Source organism: Flavobacterium sp. (assembly GCF_035456225.1).
Lineage (GTDB): Bacteria > Bacteroidota > Bacteroidia > Flavobacteriales > Flavobacteriaceae > Flavobacterium.
On record NZ_DATIDM010000176.1, the window covers coordinates 1 to 15,668 of the forward strand.

General features: G+C 35.8%; 11 protein-coding genes and 1 pseudogene. 6 read left to right on the forward strand and 6 right to left on the reverse strand.

From position 1 onward, the window contains the following. Positions 1–85: 85 nt before the first annotated feature. The gene (locus VLB74_RS10680) at positions 86–637 is read left to right on the forward strand and encodes a DUF420 domain-containing protein (RefSeq protein ID WP_325203446.1); all 552 of its coding nucleotides are present in this window, start codon (positions 86–88) and stop codon (positions 635–637) included. Beyond that, entirely contained in the window at positions 627–899 is a 273-nt protein-coding gene (locus VLB74_RS10685) for a hypothetical protein (protein WP_325203447.1), read from the forward strand. Before VLB74_RS10680 ends, VLB74_RS10685 begins: the two co-directional genes overlap by 11 nt. Positions 900–1,074: 175 nt before the next feature. Here VLB74_RS10685 and VLB74_RS10690 read toward each other — a convergent pair whose 3' ends face one another. Genes VLB74_RS10690 through VLB74_RS10710 form a run of 5 tightly spaced genes read right to left on the reverse strand, consistent with a single transcriptional unit; the run spans position 1,075 to position 8,003 of the window. After that, entirely contained in the window at positions 1,075–2,466 is a 1,392-nt protein-coding gene (locus VLB74_RS10690; protein WP_325203448.1) for a DUF4403 family protein, read from the reverse strand. A gap of 2 nt (positions 2,467–2,468) precedes the next feature. Further along, the gene (locus VLB74_RS10695) at positions 2,469–5,441 is read right to left on the reverse strand and encodes an efflux RND transporter permease subunit (protein WP_325203449.1); all 2,973 of its coding nucleotides are present in this window, start codon (positions 5,439–5,441) and stop codon (positions 2,469–2,471) included. Beyond that, the gene (locus VLB74_RS10700; RefSeq protein WP_325203450.1) at positions 5,438–6,535 is read right to left on the reverse strand and encodes an efflux RND transporter periplasmic adaptor subunit; all 1,098 of its coding nucleotides are present in this window, start codon (positions 6,533–6,535) and stop codon (positions 5,438–5,440) included. Before VLB74_RS10700 ends, VLB74_RS10695 begins: the two co-directional genes overlap by 4 nt. Positions 6,536–6,549: 14 nt before the next feature. Further along, the gene (locus tag VLB74_RS10705; protein WP_325203451.1) at positions 6,550–6,954 is read right to left on the reverse strand and encodes a DUF1573 domain-containing protein; all 405 of its coding nucleotides are present in this window, start codon (positions 6,952–6,954) and stop codon (positions 6,550–6,552) included. Positions 6,955–6,965: 11 nt separating this feature from the next. Further along, a complete protein-coding gene (locus tag VLB74_RS10710) occupies positions 6,966–8,003 on the reverse strand; it encodes a BF3164 family lipoprotein (protein WP_325203452.1) in 1,038 nt (345 codons plus the stop codon). Between the two features lie 800 nt (positions 8,004–8,803). Between VLB74_RS10710 and VLB74_RS10715 the strand changes: the two genes are divergently transcribed. From VLB74_RS10715 to tsaB, 4 genes are all read left to right on the forward strand, one after another. Then, positions 8,804–11,923: an efflux RND transporter permease subunit gene (locus VLB74_RS10715; protein WP_325203453.1), complete on the forward strand. Its 3,120-nt coding sequence runs from the start codon at positions 8,804–8,806 to the stop codon at positions 11,921–11,923. Between the two features lie 14 nt (positions 11,924–11,937). Further along, positions 11,938–13,317, forward strand: coding sequence for a TolC family protein (locus tag VLB74_RS10720; RefSeq protein ID WP_325203454.1), 1,380 nt, complete (start codon positions 11,938–11,940; stop codon positions 13,315–13,317). A gap of 3 nt (positions 13,318–13,320) precedes the next feature. Then, the gene (locus VLB74_RS10725) at positions 13,321–14,643 is read left to right on the forward strand and encodes an efflux RND transporter periplasmic adaptor subunit (protein ID WP_325203455.1); all 1,323 of its coding nucleotides are present in this window, start codon (positions 13,321–13,323) and stop codon (positions 14,641–14,643) included. Positions 14,644–14,777: 134 nt separating this feature from the next. Further along, positions 14,778–15,449 carry a tRNA (adenosine(37)-N6)-threonylcarbamoyltransferase complex dimerization subunit type 1 TsaB gene (gene tsaB / locus VLB74_RS10730; protein WP_325203456.1) on the forward strand — a complete coding sequence of 224 codons (672 nt, stop codon included), beginning with the start codon at positions 14,778–14,780 and terminating at the stop codon, positions 15,447–15,449. Here tsaB and VLB74_RS10735 read toward each other — a convergent pair. Further along, a pseudogene (locus VLB74_RS10735) lies at positions 15,439–15,668 on the reverse strand (mechanosensitive ion channel family protein); the annotation flags it as partial. The gene tsaB and the pseudogene VLB74_RS10735 sit on opposite strands and share 11 nt — an antisense overlap.

Here is a 15,668-nt window from a genome sequence, read left to right on the forward strand (position 1 = left end):
AAATCCGATTTTATATTACGACGGATTGGAACAGCCGGGCATTGATATGCTCAAACAAGATATTAAAAAATTATTAGAAGAATAAATGGGAAATACAATCACAAACGCAGCAGAAAGTAAATACAATAAATGGATTGTGGTCTTGTCGGTAGCAATTCCACTGGTGGTTGCCTTATTGTTTGGTGTTAATCTTAGAAAATTAGGATACGATGTGGAACCGCTGTCTTTTTTACCTCCGATTTACGCCACGATCAACGGAATAACAGCTGTCTTGCTTGTAGCGGCAGTTTGGGCCATTAAAAATGGGAAACGCAGTCTTCATGAGCGTCTGATTAAAATTGCGATAGCTTGTTCGGTTGCCTTCTTGGGAATGTATGTGGCTTATCACATGACGTCGATCGAGACCAAATTCGGAGGTGAGGGATTAATCAGATATATTTACTTTTTCATTTTGATAACGCATATTTTGCTTTCCGTTGTGGTTATTCCTTTTGTTCTGATTACTTACGTTAGAGCTATTTCAAATAGTTTTGAGCGTCACAGGAAAATTGCTAAAATTACATTCCCATTGTGGTTGTACGTAGCGGTAACAGGCGTAATTGTGTATCTGATGATTTCTCCGTATTATGTTAATTAGAGAAAAGAATATAGAGCAAAGAGCAAAGATTTGGGGAGTAAGACTGTTTTTTTTCTTTCTTCTGTTTTCTGTTTTCTTTCCTCTTGAAGGTAATGCACAATGTGCCATGTGTCGTGCCGCTTTGGAAAGTGAAGAATCCGGTGTGCAGGCCGAGGCGGTTAATGATGGAATCGTTTACTTAATGGCAATTCCCTATATATTGGTTGGCGCAATTGGTTTTGCAATTTACCGGTTGAAGTATGGGAAGAAGAGTAAAGAGTAAAGAGTATAGAAAAAAGAGTATAGAAAAAAGAGTATAGAGAAAAGAGTATAGAGAAAAGAGTAAAAAAGCCGTTTGATAAAAACGGCTTTTTTAATTTTGCTTATTGCGACTGTGACTGCGACTGCGACTGCGACTGCGACTGCGATTGCGACTGCGACTGCGACTGAACACCATACTAATCCAGTCCTTCGATTTTCACATTCATTTGTCCGGAGGTTTTAATGAAAGCGATGATGGCCTTATCGGTAAGTTCTACTTTGTCAAACTCAAAATCGTTTAGTGTTCCGTTTACGAATACACCTTTCATTGGCGAATAGTTGGTAAGGTATGGCAATAAATTTTTCTTTGCCTCATCTAAATTTCCTTTAATCGAATAGCGGCAGGTTTCCCTGAACTTATTCAGAATGATTCCGCTTAAAAGCCAATTGGCAGTTTTTGTCAATATTCCTTTCGTATTCAAAACATAATCCATTTGGTCAAAATAAATTTCTTTAGTTACGTGATTGTAACTTGGATAGCCGGAAAGGTAAATGGTGCCATCGATACTGCCGTGTATGTCCAAAGCCACAATCATCTTGCTGTCCTTCTGCCATAAATCTACTTTCTGAACGGTTATTTTTCGTTTGCCGGAAGAGAAGGTCTGTCCCTGAAAGTTTTTTGTTAAAATGCGTGATGCGGTTTCGTAGGTGGAAATGGCGGCTACAGTCGCTTCAATCTTATTTGGCATTTTTGTTACCGGTTTCAAAACGATGCTTTCCTTTTTAAATGTGTTGACCGGTTGTTGTCCTACAATGGTTTGCATGTTGCATTTCAGTCCCATGTCCATGCTGATTTTTCCTTTTGATAAAACAGCATCGGTAACATACAATTCGGATGGTGTCATTTTAAACCAGGATTCGTATTGCTCACTGGTTTGAAGCGGTGTGCTCAGTTTTTCTAAAACCGATAAAACCATTGGCTTGAAATCAGTCGATTTGCTGATGGCTTCGTCTATTTTTTTGGCAATTTTCGATTTGAAAATGCGAAGGGTAGGATTTACGATATAGGTAATCGGAATGCTTTTGCCGGAAACAACAATGGACGGACTTTCATTCCAGTTAAAATCTTCAATCGAGGATGAAGTAGTGAGTTTCCAGTTAGAGAGTTTTGCCTCGCTTAAGAAGGTAATCGTTCCGTCAAGATTGATTTCGCGGGTATCGTTCAGGCCCATGAAATCGGTTCCGTATTTTAGTTTAACCCACATTTTCAAAGGGACTACTGATTCTATTTTTCCGCCTTTCTCCGTCAGTTTTATCGGGCCTTGCTTCCAGATTTTCATCTCCGTTTTATCATCGGTCATTGTACTGTCGTTATAGATCAAACCCGAAAAGGCTTTGTTGAGTTGATTCTCAATTTCTTTCAACGGGATTTCAACAGGCATGTTGATGAACGATGTTGTAGTTTCGTATACCATTGGAGTGTTGTTGCTTGGTTCCGGTCTCGATGCTTCTATTTTTTTTGGGGATGAACAGCTAGCCAGTAGCATTAGGGCTGCTAAAACGGCTATTAATAAGACGATATTTTTCACTGTCAATCTTTATAAATGAGATAGTAAAGATAGGGTACAAAATATAAACTGACAAAAGTTCCTATAATCATGCCGCCAATAAGGGCATAAGCGAGGGGTTGTTGCATTTCATTGCCCATATCATTACTGAATAAAACAGGTATTAGGGCAAGCACAGAAGTTAATGCTGTCATTAATATTGGTTTTAATCGCATTTTTCCTCCCTTTTTTATTGCATCAAGTACACTTAGCCCTTCTTTTCTTAGTTCGTTTATTGTGTGAACTTTGATTATACTGTCATTGATAATGATGCCACTCATGACAATAATACCGATCAGCGACATAATGTTTATAGATTGACCGAATAGATAAAGAAACAGCAAGGCACCACCGATGTCAATGGGTATTTCAATAAGAATAATTAAAGGTTGAATTAAGGATTCGAACTGTGAAGCCATTATCAGATACAGTAGCCCAATAGAAATTAAAAACACAAATAACATCTCGTCTTTGAGCTCTTTTAGTTCAAACAGATTTCCTGTAAATTTTAAAATCCATTTGGGGTCGTCGGCAAATTTGTTTTCAAGGGATTCCATTAGTACGCTGTTTTTACTGTCCAATTGAAAACTTAATTTTGTTCCGGTGTTGTCTCCGTAAATAGTTTTAAAATTTGTTCTGTTACTTATATTGATCAAATTTTTTAAGGGTATTGCTTCATGATTAGCATTATCAACAAAAGTGGATTCCAAAGTGTCATAGAATGTTTTGGTACTTGTTATTTTTATGGGTAGGTATTGTTGGGAAGCTTTTAAATAATCAACTTCGTTTTGATTGAAAGAGGTTTTTATGGCATCTAGCAAATCGTTATACGAAACATTATAGAGATTTAAATTTTCAAAATTTACTTCGATGTTTATTTGGTTTAAGAAAGGGTTTTTTTCATTTGTCGCATTCAACTTTTCGGAAACCAATCGATAGTCTTCAACGTTAGGCTCTTTACCATCTTTAGGGTATATATTGGCTACAAGTTCCTTATTGTTAGAACCGAAGATGTATTCAAACAAGTTCTTTTGAGGACTGAACGCAAACGTCGCATTTGGAAAATGGTTCTCTAATAATTTTGTTATTTTTTCAGTCGTTTTTTTTATTTTCTGGGGATTGTTTTCTTTAATAAAAAGGGTGGTTTCTGATAAACTGGATTGATCCGTGTTTAATAAGTACTGTTTTTCGCCTATTTCTGAAAGGAAAATTTCAGATTTGAACTGATTCAATAATTGGACTCGTCTTAAATTTTCCTCTAATGTAATATTATCATTCCAGTCGATTCGTAGTTCTACAGTGTCATCACTGAATTTTGGTATTTTTTCATATGGGAGAAGAAAGGAAAATAGTACGCCTGAAATTAAAAAAGAAAGGATTATTGAAAAAGTTATTTTTTTGTTTTCAAAAAAATAATAAAATCCTTTTTCATACCAGTCTTCTATTCCCCGAATAAAAAGAACGGGTTTGTAATTAAATTTTATTTGTTTGACAAAAAAATACATTACGGGTATGAAAAATATTGAAACTATAAACGAAGCGCTTAATCCAACTGTAACCGCAATCGCCTGATCTAAAAATATGGCTCCACTGATACCGCTAAGGAAAATCAGCGGAATGAAAATCATACAATTTGTTAATAAGGAACTTAGAAGTGGAGTGATTATTTCTTCAGTTCCCTTTGAACACGATTCAAGAAGTTTTTCTCCGTTATTGATTTTTTGGGCTATATTGTCTATAACAATAATCGAATTGTCAATCATATTACCCACTCCTAAGATTAATCCTGAGAGTGATACAATATTTATGGTCAAACCAAACCATTCTAAAAAAAGAAAACTTATTATTAAGGACAGCGGAACACTCAACCCAATCACAATGGGGGACTGTAAGTCTTCTAAAAAGAAAAACATTATAACTACAGCCAAAAAAGAGCCTAACAGCAAACTTTGAAACAGATTTTGAATGGACAATTTCAGGAGTTTTGTTTGGTCTTTCGAGGTTTGAAATTCTAAAGTAGGATAATCTTTTTTAAACTGCGATATAATGGTATTCAATGAGCTTTCGAGATCGTCGATTCTTGAATCGGCTTTTTTAATTATAGCGATATTAATTGCTCGTTGGTCATTGTAATAAACGACGCCTCTTTCCTGTTCATTTTCTATAGAAACTGTTGCAATATCTTTCAGTTTTAAGAGATGATCGTTTTTGGATATATATATATCTTTAATATCCTCTATTGTGTGTAAGGGATTTGAAAATCGAAAATGGTACTGATGGATACCATTTTTAATAAGCAAATCACCCAATTCAATATTGTTTTTATTTATTGCTGTGGTAATTTCCTGGGGCGAGATGCCTAAACTTTTTGTTTTTTCCTCATCGAGACTTACGCTGATTACGGACTTTGTTATGCCATTAATGTCGGCAATAGCAATTTCGGGAAGTTGTTCAATGCGCTTTTTTATTACATTTTCCGTGAAATTACTCAATTGTCGAAAAGAGGTTTCGTCACTTTTTTGCTTTTGAAAAACAGATAGTGACAGCACCGGAATATCTGTGGCGGATGCTTTGATGACTTTTGGGCGTTCTAAATCTTTCGGTAGGAAATTTAAGGAACCGTCTATTTTTTCGTTAGTTTCAATAAAAGCGTAATCAATATTGGTTCCGTAATTGAACGAAAGTTTTAGTACTGCCAGACCATCTCGGGTTTCGGTTTCTATACTTCTCAATCCTGAGAGTTGTTGTAATTGCCCTCTTAAGGGCTTTACCACTGACGACTCTAAATTTTCTGAAGAAGCATTAGGATAGGATAGCTGAATGGCTATTTCGGGTATGTCAATATCGGGTAATAGGGAGGAAGGTATTCTGAAAACACTAACTAATCCTAAAATTGTAAAGGCCAATGCGGTCATAAATACCGCAACAGGCCTTTTTATGAGTTGTTCAATTATCAACTTTTAACTTTTTTGAAGTTGGTTTTTATTTGGGAATCATGTGCTAAATGCTGATTGCCAGATGTAATGATCGTATCTCCTGTTTTCAAACCTTCACTTATGGCATAGTGCGTACTATTCTCGTCGGCAATAGTGACATAGTTCCATTTTGCATGTCCTTTATTGGCGGTAAAAATTACAGGTTTGTCTGAACGTAAAACCAATGCTTCTTTCGGTACCGCCAATATATCCTGATTGGCATTATTAATCATGATTTTTACGTTCATCCCGTCCAGTAGTGATTTGGCATCAGAGTTTATTTTTGCTTTAATTCTTACTAGGCCTTCTTTACTGATCATTGGGTTGATTTCAGTAATTATTCCCTTATGTGTTTTTGAATTATTTACAAAAGGAATAATTGTGATACTCTGATTTATTGCGATATTTTTAATTTCGTTTTCCATAACCTGAAAAACCACTTCCAAATTATTATGGCTTATTAGCGTACAAAAAGTATCTTGAGCAGAGATGTAATTGCTTTCTTTGAAGGTTAAGTTCGCCACAGTTCCTGAAAAGGGAGCCTTAAGAAAAGTTTGGTCATATTGGTATCTTGCGTTATCCAAGTTGTTTTTTGCTTCAAGGTATCCTGTTTTGAAGTAAATGGTTTTTAAAATGTTTTCCGGAATTTCTGTGTTTTGAACTTTTCCGAATCCAAAAATAATTTTCTCTTCGAGAAACTTATTTTCGACTTTACTAAATTCTATTTCTGCTTTTTGCAGCATTATTTTTAAAAGATCATTTTTTAAATGTCCAAGTACAGTTCCTTTATTTACGGTTTGTCCGTTGCGTACAAATATTTTTGCTAATTGTTCACTACCGTTGAATCTTAAATCGGCTTTTTGCAAAGCTTCTACTTTTCCGTTTGAATATATCTGCTTTCTAAAGCCGGTTTTGGATGTTTGCGTGGAAACATAAAAATCAGCATTCTTTGAATTAGTATCTTGATTTTCAGGGATTACCTTATCGCTATGTTTACACGCAATAAAAAGCTGTATGGAAATAAGAATCAAACAAACATTTCGATTATAAGGCTTTGAATCAAAAAAGTTTTTCATGAACGAAATTTTAATTAATCAGTGATTGTGCCTTTGATGAAAAGTGTGTGGGTTTCATTCATGTCTTCTATATAAACAACGGCTTTTCTGTTAAACGAACCGGTTATATGGGAATCATATTCAACAAGAATGCTGTCGGATTTATTGGGTGCGATAGGTTTTTTTGGCCAGGTACTGGCGGTGCACCCACAATTTGTTTCTATGTTCACTATCTTTAACGGTTTGCTGCCTTTATTTGTGAACTTGAAAAAATGTTTTGCAGGTTGGTCCTGTCTGACTTTTCCAAAATCCTTTACAGTATCTCCCAGCAACATGAAGACGGGTTTTGGATATAAATAGTCTGTAATTATTGACTTCAGCACTATCCCCAGTGCAAAAACAGAAATAAATAAAATGATATTCTTAATAATAGGTTTCATTGTAATTTAGGTTATAAATTGAAATGGTATTTTACGATTACATTTTTTTCATCACCTGTAATAGTATATATGGTTTTTGTCTCTTCGTCCACTGTGAAATTTATCATCGGCATATCTAGACTGATTCGAGCCACAGGCTCACCTTCATAATTAAATACATGGATTTCTCTGTTGGAATCCGATTCATTGTTTTTTCCGTTGTAAGGAACATAAAAATATGATTTACCCATAAACGGATGCAGAAAGTATCGGATGTTTTCTTTGTTGAAAGGGGTGGTGGATTTCGGAGTGATTTCATCGTCACCATAATAAATGGTTTTTTGACCCTTTAATTTATCATCATATATCTTGATCTTGTTAAAATGCAAGTAGGCGGCAACAAATTTTTTTCTTTCTTTGTTGTAGCCCAAGAAAGAACGGTCTAAATTTCTTTTATCGTCCGGAAGTGCGCTTTTGATGAAATCTGTTTCTTCAAGTAATTCTATTGCTCGGTATTTTGATGTTTTTTTGTTCATGGAAAAATATCGAAAATCGTAGTCACCAAACATTTTCTCTCCGGTTATCGAATCGTTAAAGATAAAAAGGTTGTCCGATCCTATCAGATCTGGATTGAGATAGGTTTTTTGTACTATGGGATTGCTTTCTTTTTTAAGAACTTTAGCCATATCAATCTCGCTGAGGATGCCTTTGCTCAATTCATAAATGTAAAATGAACCTTTTTTTTCTGCTTTATTGTATTGAGTCAAGGATTCGGGCATGTCAAATTCGACAGGTCCTTCCCCTTGCTTTGCAAAAGAGGCAATCTCTTGTAAAGTATTTTTGTTGTAGAAATGTATACGGTTATTTTCAAAAGCGTCATTTACTACTAATATTGAATCAAATAAACACAATCGGAATGGATTTAATTGTTTTATCTCATCCACTTTTGCATGTTTCAAATTTATTTCTTTCGGAAAAGAAGTTTCGGGATCAATATTGGATATGCCCTTGTCCTCGTTGTTACAGGAAAACAAGAATAAAGAAAGTAGTGGGATTATAATTTTTTTCATTGTCCGTATTGTGTTTATTGATTTATTATGTTATTGATGATTGTTATCTTACACAAACTGAAGAGTCTGTCCATGATTTGGACATAACTGTCCTGCAGTCACCGCACCAGTATACAGGATACAGTCTTTCATTAACTTGTAAAGTTGTGTAACAAGTAACCATTCTTGGGGGTTCAGGAAGTGCTAAAAGTTTGTTGGAACAAAATAAACTTATTGCTAACGCTGTAATCGATATTTTAAAAGTTTTTTCCATAAAATTAATTTAAGTTATTTCGTACATGTTGATTGTGATCCAGCTAGGTACTTATCTGCTCTGTATTGTATACAGTCACTGCATCTGAAGGCTAAATAGCCACCCAATTGATCAGGTGTAAGACCGTAGCATGTGTGTTGCTGTCCTCCGCCGCCTATATCTATTAATTCTTTAGCATTTGCAAAATCCACTGAGATCGATAAGAATAGCGCCATGGCAATTATCGCGATTGATTTTTTCATAGTTGTTTACGTTTATTATTTTGTGCATCTACTTTGGTCTAAATAATCATTGCAAAATTGACCGGTGCATGCGTTGCAATTTATTGAGAGATAAGTGTGCCCGATTTGAAAAGTGTCGTAACATGTTAACTGGTCTGGATTTGGACTTACGGAGTATTCTTTAAGGGATTGAAAAACAAAGCCTAAACCAACGGCTAAAATAATCAGGAGTTTTTGTTTCATAATTTTTAAGATTTAAATTGTTAAAATTTATTGCAAATATGTAATATTAAACTGTAATTTGCAAGAAGATTATATTTTTTTATATGAAAATACCTTCATTTAAAGTTTTTGTTTTTTTTGCGATATTATCGGTTAGCGGATTGTTGCTGATGACAATGTTGTCTGTACAACTCAACCCGGAGGCTAGAGGAAATTCTATTTTGATTTCTTATGGTTTTGCTAATGCTTCCGCTCATGTTGTTGAACATCAGGTTACTTCTGTCCTTGAAGCAGGTCTAAACACAGTGGCAGGAATCAAAAATATTAGTTCAAAATCTTCAAATGGTCATGGAATCATTACATTGGAATTAGATAATGGTATTTCACCTGAGAACCATCGTTTAGAGGTAGCAACAATAATACGGCAACTGTACAGGAAATTACCAAAGAACGTAAGCTATCCTGAGATAAGTGTTAATAAATCTGAAGATCAGGAGAGGGAAAGACCTTTGATGGTTTATAAGGTTTCCGGTTCAGTCATTCCTACAGCAATCAAGGAATTTGCGTATCAAAAAATCGTACCGTTACTAAATGCTGTTCCCGGTGTTGACAAGGTTACGGTTAATGGAGCAAACAGTAAAGAGTGGATTGTTAAATATGATCCGGAACAATTAAATGCAATTGGGGTTTCGAAAGATGAAATAGAGGCTGCCGTTTACAATTATTACGATAGGAGGGATTTGGGGAGTCTTACCAATCAGGAAGGCGAACTGAAAGTGATTCTGAAAAACCAAAGCAAATTTTTTACTTCCCACCTGCCTGTCAAAAATATTAAAGGGTCAGTCATCTATCTTGATGAATTGGCATCAGTTAGTTATCGGGAGCAGGAAAGTGCGAATTATTTTAGGGTTAACGGTCAGAATGCAGTAACAATATCTGTTTCTGCTGATAAGAATGTGAACATGGTTAAATTGGCAGATGAAATTGAAAGTTTAATCAAATCACAAATTAATTCCTTACCGGAGACATATAAGATCAGGCAAGCATATAATGCCTCAGATTATTTGAGTGAACAGTTTGACAAAGTTATAGAACGGAGTGTCATTGCAATTGTCCTCTTGCTTTTATTGGTATTATTGATGAGTTTTAGTTTCAGATACTTGATAATAAACGTTATCAGCATTGTTATGAATATCACAATAGCATTTGCTTTGTATTACTTTTTTAAGGTTGAAATTCATCTGTATTCTTTGGCAGGCATAATAGTTTCGTTAGGTTTGATTGTTAATAATACTGTCATGGTATTAAGTTATGAGGGGAAGCAACCTGAAAAAAATCTCATCCCTTTTTTAGCGTCTTTACTTGCAAGTATCGCAGCTTTTCAGTCAGTTTGTTTCTTAGATGAAAAAATGAAGATATATATTGCTGATTTTGCCTTGGTATTATGTCTAAATCTGGCGGTTTCCTTTTTTATTGCCTTAATTTTATTGCCTGTCTTATCATCTAAACTTCTGCCAAAAAAAAGAATGTCGGAAAGTAGAGGAGTTTGGTTCAAACTCCAAACCAACTATGAATTACTCCTGAAAAGTCTTTTAAAGTACAAAAAGGTGGTTGTTGTGTTTGTTGTTTTGACTTTTGGAATTCCTTTTTTTATGTTGCCCAAACGCCTGGAACAAAATCAAGAATGGTATCAAAAAGCATATAACTCGACTTTAGGACATGATTGGGTTGTACAAAATATCAGACCATTTTCTGATGTTGCTTTAGGTGGAACGTTCCGCCTCTTTTCTGTATATGTTAATGAAAATTCGGGATACAGAACAAATGAAGAGACAAAGCTGTATGTTATGGCAGAAATGGAAAAAGGGGCGACAGTCCATCAATTGAATGAAGCTTTATTAGGGATGGAGAATTATTTGAGTAATTTTTCGGAGATTAAAGAGTTTACCACACAAGTAGAAGGCCCGGATTTCGGTTTTATTGAAATTGTGTTTAATCCTGGAATTGAAAAATCTTCTTTTCCTTTGTCTTTAAAATCCAAATTAATACGAAAAGTAATCAGTGTGGGTGGAATTGAGTGGCAGATTTACGGTATTGGCAATGGTTTTAGGAACGGAGGTACAAGCGATCCGATAAATTTTAGTGTAAAAGCGACCGGTTATAATTTGGACGAGCTTAACCTTTGGGCAGAAAAATTGAAAGCGGTTCTAGAGGGGCATCCCCGTATTCAAAATGTAGGCATACGCGATAATAGTCGTTATTCGTCAAAAAAAGCCTACGGTTATCGTCTGTCTCTTAATAAAGATCTTTTAACATTGCAGCAATCAACGGCATCTGAAGTGTATAAAAATTTAAAGGAAAGAACATTTTCAAAGGGGAATGATTTTTACGTAGAAATTGATGGAAAATATGAACCTGTCCGTTTTGAAAGTAAAAATGTTTCAGATTTTGATTTGTGGAAATTGAAAAACACCTTGTTACCTGCTTCTGAAAAAATGAACGCAATCAATCTTAAAGAAAATGCACATGTTGAAAAAGAAGTTGAGCAGGAAAATATTGATAAAGAAAATCAGGAATATATTAAAAGAATTGAATTTCAGTATATGGGTTCTTCAAAAAATGGGACTGCTTTTTTAGAAGAAAAAATTAAGGAAATGAACAATGTTATGCCTTTAGGTTACAAAATGGAAATGGGAAATAATTATGGTATTTTATCAGAGAATGCAAAGATTAATTGTTTTTATGTTTTGTTGTTCATTTTTGTAACGCAATTTTTTATATGCTCAATTTTATTTGAAAATCTGAAACAGTCTCTTATTGTTTTAAGTGTCATACCGCTTTCATTTATAGGAGTATTTGTTTCGTTTTATTTTTTTGAATTCCATTTTGATCAGGGAGGTTTTACGAGTTTTATTTTACTTTCGGGTTTGAACTTGAGTGCTTCAATTTTCGTAATTAATGATTTTAATGGTTATAAGAAAAGCGGATTGGCTTCACTCGAAGCTTTTGTTAAAGCTTATTTTGGGAAGATTAAAGTGGTTTTTATCACTGTCGTGTCAAGTGCTTTAGGTTTTCTCCCTTTTTTAATTCAGGGGGAGGAAGTGCCTTTTTGGTCCGCGCTGGCGATTGGTTCAATAGGGGGGTTATTGTTTTCTTTGCTGGCCATAACATTTTTTTTACCGATTTTTTGTATCAAAAAACAAAAAACTACTACTAATACATAAAATTAAATTTCAAAATGATTAAAAAACGTTTAATAAACTCATCATTTACTTTTTTTCTTTTACTTGCTATATCCGCCAATTCACAATCTAAAAAATGGACTTTGGAGGAATGTGTGAATTATGCCATGGAGAAAAACATTTCCATTAAAAATACAACGCTTGATAAAGAGCTTGCGGAGATTTCCAAGAAAGACGCGTATGGTAGTTTTCTTCCAACATTGAATGGGAATGCGTCTCATTCCTGGAACATTGGTTTGAATCCGGATATCACGACGGGTTTATTAAGAAACCAGACCACACAGTATAGTAATGTCGGGATAAATGCAGGGGTTGATATTTATAAAGGGCTTCAGAATCAAAACCGGTTACGTAAAGCCAATCTTTCCATCATTGCAACTCAATACCAGCTTACCAAAATGCAGGAAGATGTTTCACTGAATGTGGTGAATGCCTATCTGCAGATTATTTTCAATAAGGAAAATTTAAAAGTACAGCAGGAACAGTTGGGGTATGAAAACAAACAAATGGAGCGTACCCAGGAATTGGTGGATGCCGGAGTAGTGCCTAAAGGTGATTTGATGGATGTGAAATCAACGGTGGCAACTACCACCCAACGAATGATTGCCGCTGAAAATGCCTTACTGATTTCGAAATTAAGCCTGGCACAATTGCTTCAGTTGGATAATTTTCAGGAATTTGATATTGCCGACAGTTCAGTACCGGTTCAGGAGAGCAGTATTTTATTGCAGGAGCCTAAGACTATTTTTGAGAAGGCGAAGGAAATAAGAACCGATATTAAATTGGCAGAAACGAATGTGGATATTGCCCAAAGGGATTTGAAAATTGCGCGTGGAGCTTATCAGCCGACCTTAAGCGGATTTTACAGTTTTGCAACCCGTGCTTCGTATTCAGACAGGCTGATTGGGGTTGATGCGGATAATACACCGATAATAGCTGGCCCGAAACCGGTTTTAGATCAGTTCGATGAGAATAAAGGACAAAATATAGGGTTGTCTCTTAATGTTCCAATCCTGAACGGATTTTCCGCAAGAAATAATGTGGCGCGTTCAAAAGTAGCTTTAGAGCGTTCCAAAATTACGTTGGAGCAAAACGGTCTGGATTTGGAACGAACTGTTTACACAGCATACACGGACACTAAAGGGGCCTTGAAATCCTATGAGGCTGCGGTTTCCACTTTAGAAGCCAGAGAACAGTCGTATAATTATGCCAAAGAACGCTACGAGGTGGGTTTAATGAATGTTTTCGATTTTAATCAGGCGCAAACCTTGTATGTAAACGCACAATCTGAAGTATTGCGAACCAAATACGATTATATTTTCAGAACCAAAATTTTAGAATTTTATTTCGGGATTCCGATTGTACAAACACAATAGATTATGACAAAAAAAACAAAATATTTAGTATTAGGAGGCGTTGTGGTTTTAGTTGCTGCATTGGTTGTATTAAGCAAAAAAGGTGTAATCGGAAATAAAGAAGAAGGTAAAGAAGTTGAAGTTGCCAAGACCGATACCATAACTATTGTGGAAACGGTTTCGGCTACCGGAAAAATCCAACCGGAAGTAGAAGTTAAGATTTCTTCCGAAGTGTCCGGGGAAATTATTGCCTTGCCGGTTAAAGAAGGACAGACCGTTAAAAAAGGTGATTTGCTTGTAAAAATCAATCCGGATATTTATGAGTCGGGTGTAAATCGTACAGTGGCTTCCTTATCGACAACTAAAGCAGGATTAAGTCAGGCAGATGCACAACTGAAAGAAGCAAAATCAAATTACGACAGAAACAAAAAGCTTTTTGAAAAAGGTGTGATTTCCAAATCGGAGTGGGATAAAGTGGTTTCTGCCTATGAGGTTGCCCAAGCGAATAAACAATCGGCTTATTATAATGTAAAAAGTGCTTCAGCTACCGTGACGGAAGCCAAGGATAATCTTGGAAGAACTACGATTTACTCTCCGGCAGACGGGACAATTTCAAAATTGGATGTAGAATTAGGAGAGCGTGTTCTAGGGACTCAACAGATGGCAGGAACTGAATTGCTTCGTGTTGCCAATTTGAATGATATGGAAGTGGAAGTAGATGTAAATGAGAATGACATTGTTAAAATAAGCATTGGTGATGAAGCTAAAATTGAAGTTGATGCTTATCTGAAAAAAGAATTCAAAGGGATTGTTACAAGTATTTCCAATTCGTCTGTGGCTACGACTTCAGCAGATCAGGTAACTAATTTCAAAGTGAAAGTGCGTATTTTAAAAGAATCCTATGCCGATTTAATCGAAGGAAAACCAGCTAATTTCTCACCTTTCCGCCCTGGGATGACTGCTACAGTTGATATTATAACAACCAGAAAAGAAAATATCCTTGCTGTGCCAATCAGTGCTGTGGTGATGAAAACCGACACGACTTCAACTAAAAAAGATATAGTGGAAGAATTGGAAAAAGAACAGGAGGAAAAAATCAAAGGTTCAGCCGACAAGAAATACGAGTGTGTTTTTGTAAAAGTAGGGGATAAGGCAAAACTCCGCGTAATCAAGACCGGAATTCAGGATGATACCAACATTGAAGTGGTTAGCGGACTGAAAAAAGGAGATGTAGTTATTGTAGGGCCTTATACTACTGTAACCAAAGAACTGAACCCGGGCGATAAAGTTACCCTTAAGAAGAAAGATTCCGAGGAAAAAGAAAAGGACAAGGAGGAAAAAGCATAAAAAGATAAGTAACGACTTATAAATTCTGAAATCCAAACAGGTTTGTTTAAAAGCTACTGTTTGGATTTTTTTTGGAATTTTGGATTTGTATTTTGGAATCTCAAAGACGTATCTTTGTCGATATTTTTAAACACATGGCTTACATCTTAAATATTGAAACGGCAACTAAAAACTGTTCGGTTACTATTGCGAACGAAGGGAAGACCATCGTTTGTCTTGAAGTAGCCGATGAAGGCTATTCCCATGCGGAAAAGCTGCATCTTTTTTTCGAAGAAGCTTTGCGTAAAGCCGGAATAACGTTTCAGGATTTGAAAGCAGTTGCAGTGAGTAAAGGGCCTGGCTCTTATACCGGATTGCGAATCGGTGTCTCTGCCGCGAAAGGGTTATGTTATTCGCTGAATATCCCATTGATTGCAACCGATACTCTGGAAGCGTTGGCCCGCAGGATCAGCATTGAGAACGGATGCATAGTTCCGATGATTGATGCCCGCCGGATGGAAGTTTTCGCTTCCGGTTTTGATCAGAATTATGTGAAGCAGTTTGAAACCCGCGCGGATATAATCGATGCAGATTCGTATTCAGATTTGGCCGGGACAATACATTTAATTGGTGATGGCGCTCCTAAATGCAAAGAAATCCTCAACTCCGAGCGATTCGTCTACCATGATGAAGTTATATATCCGTCTTCTAACGAAATGAGCGCGATGTCTTTTGATAAATACAAAAAAAGCGACTTTGTGGATGTCGCTTATTTTGAACCTTTTTATCTGAAAGACTTTGTGATGACCACCAAGCCTAAAGTTTAACTACATTTTTACTTCGTTCCAGTATATCGGAATTCACTGTTGAAAAATCGGCGTTCTTTACCCATATGCGAACAGCGAAATTTACTGTAGTGTCGGTGAGTTCGTTTACAGTAACTTCCGGTGCCGGTGATTTTAATACTTTCGGATGCGTGGTGATAATTGTTTCCAGTTCGCTTTTAACGACTTTGATATTTGAATCATAACTCGTGCGTACAATTA

Coding starts and splice junctions, on each gene's coding strand:
- VLB74_RS10685 (WP_325203447.1), top strand. CDS start 627: ATGTTAATTAGAGAAAAGAATATAGAGCAAAGAGCAAAGATTTGGGGA.
- VLB74_RS10710 (WP_325203452.1), bottom strand. CDS start 8,003: ATGAAAAAAATTATAATCCCACTACTTTCTTTATTCTTGTTTTCCTGT.
- tsaB (WP_325203456.1), top strand. CDS start 14,778: ATGGCTTACATCTTAAATATTGAAACGGCAACTAAAAACTGTTCGGTT.
- VLB74_RS10700 (WP_325203450.1), bottom strand. CDS start 6,535: ATGAAAAACTTTTTTGATTCAAAGCCTTATAATCGAAATGTTTGTTTG.
- VLB74_RS10705 (WP_325203451.1), bottom strand. CDS start 6,954: ATGAAACCTATTATTAAGAATATCATTTTATTTATTTCTGTTTTTGCA.
- VLB74_RS10680 (WP_325203446.1), top strand. CDS start 86: ATGGGAAATACAATCACAAACGCAGCAGAAAGTAAATACAATAAATGG.
- VLB74_RS10725 (WP_325203455.1), top strand. CDS start 13,321: ATGACAAAAAAAACAAAATATTTAGTATTAGGAGGCGTTGTGGTTTTA.
- VLB74_RS10720 (WP_325203454.1), top strand. CDS start 11,938: ATGATTAAAAAACGTTTAATAAACTCATCATTTACTTTTTTTCTTTTA.
- VLB74_RS10715 (WP_325203453.1), top strand. CDS start 8,804: ATGAAAATACCTTCATTTAAAGTTTTTGTTTTTTTTGCGATATTATCG.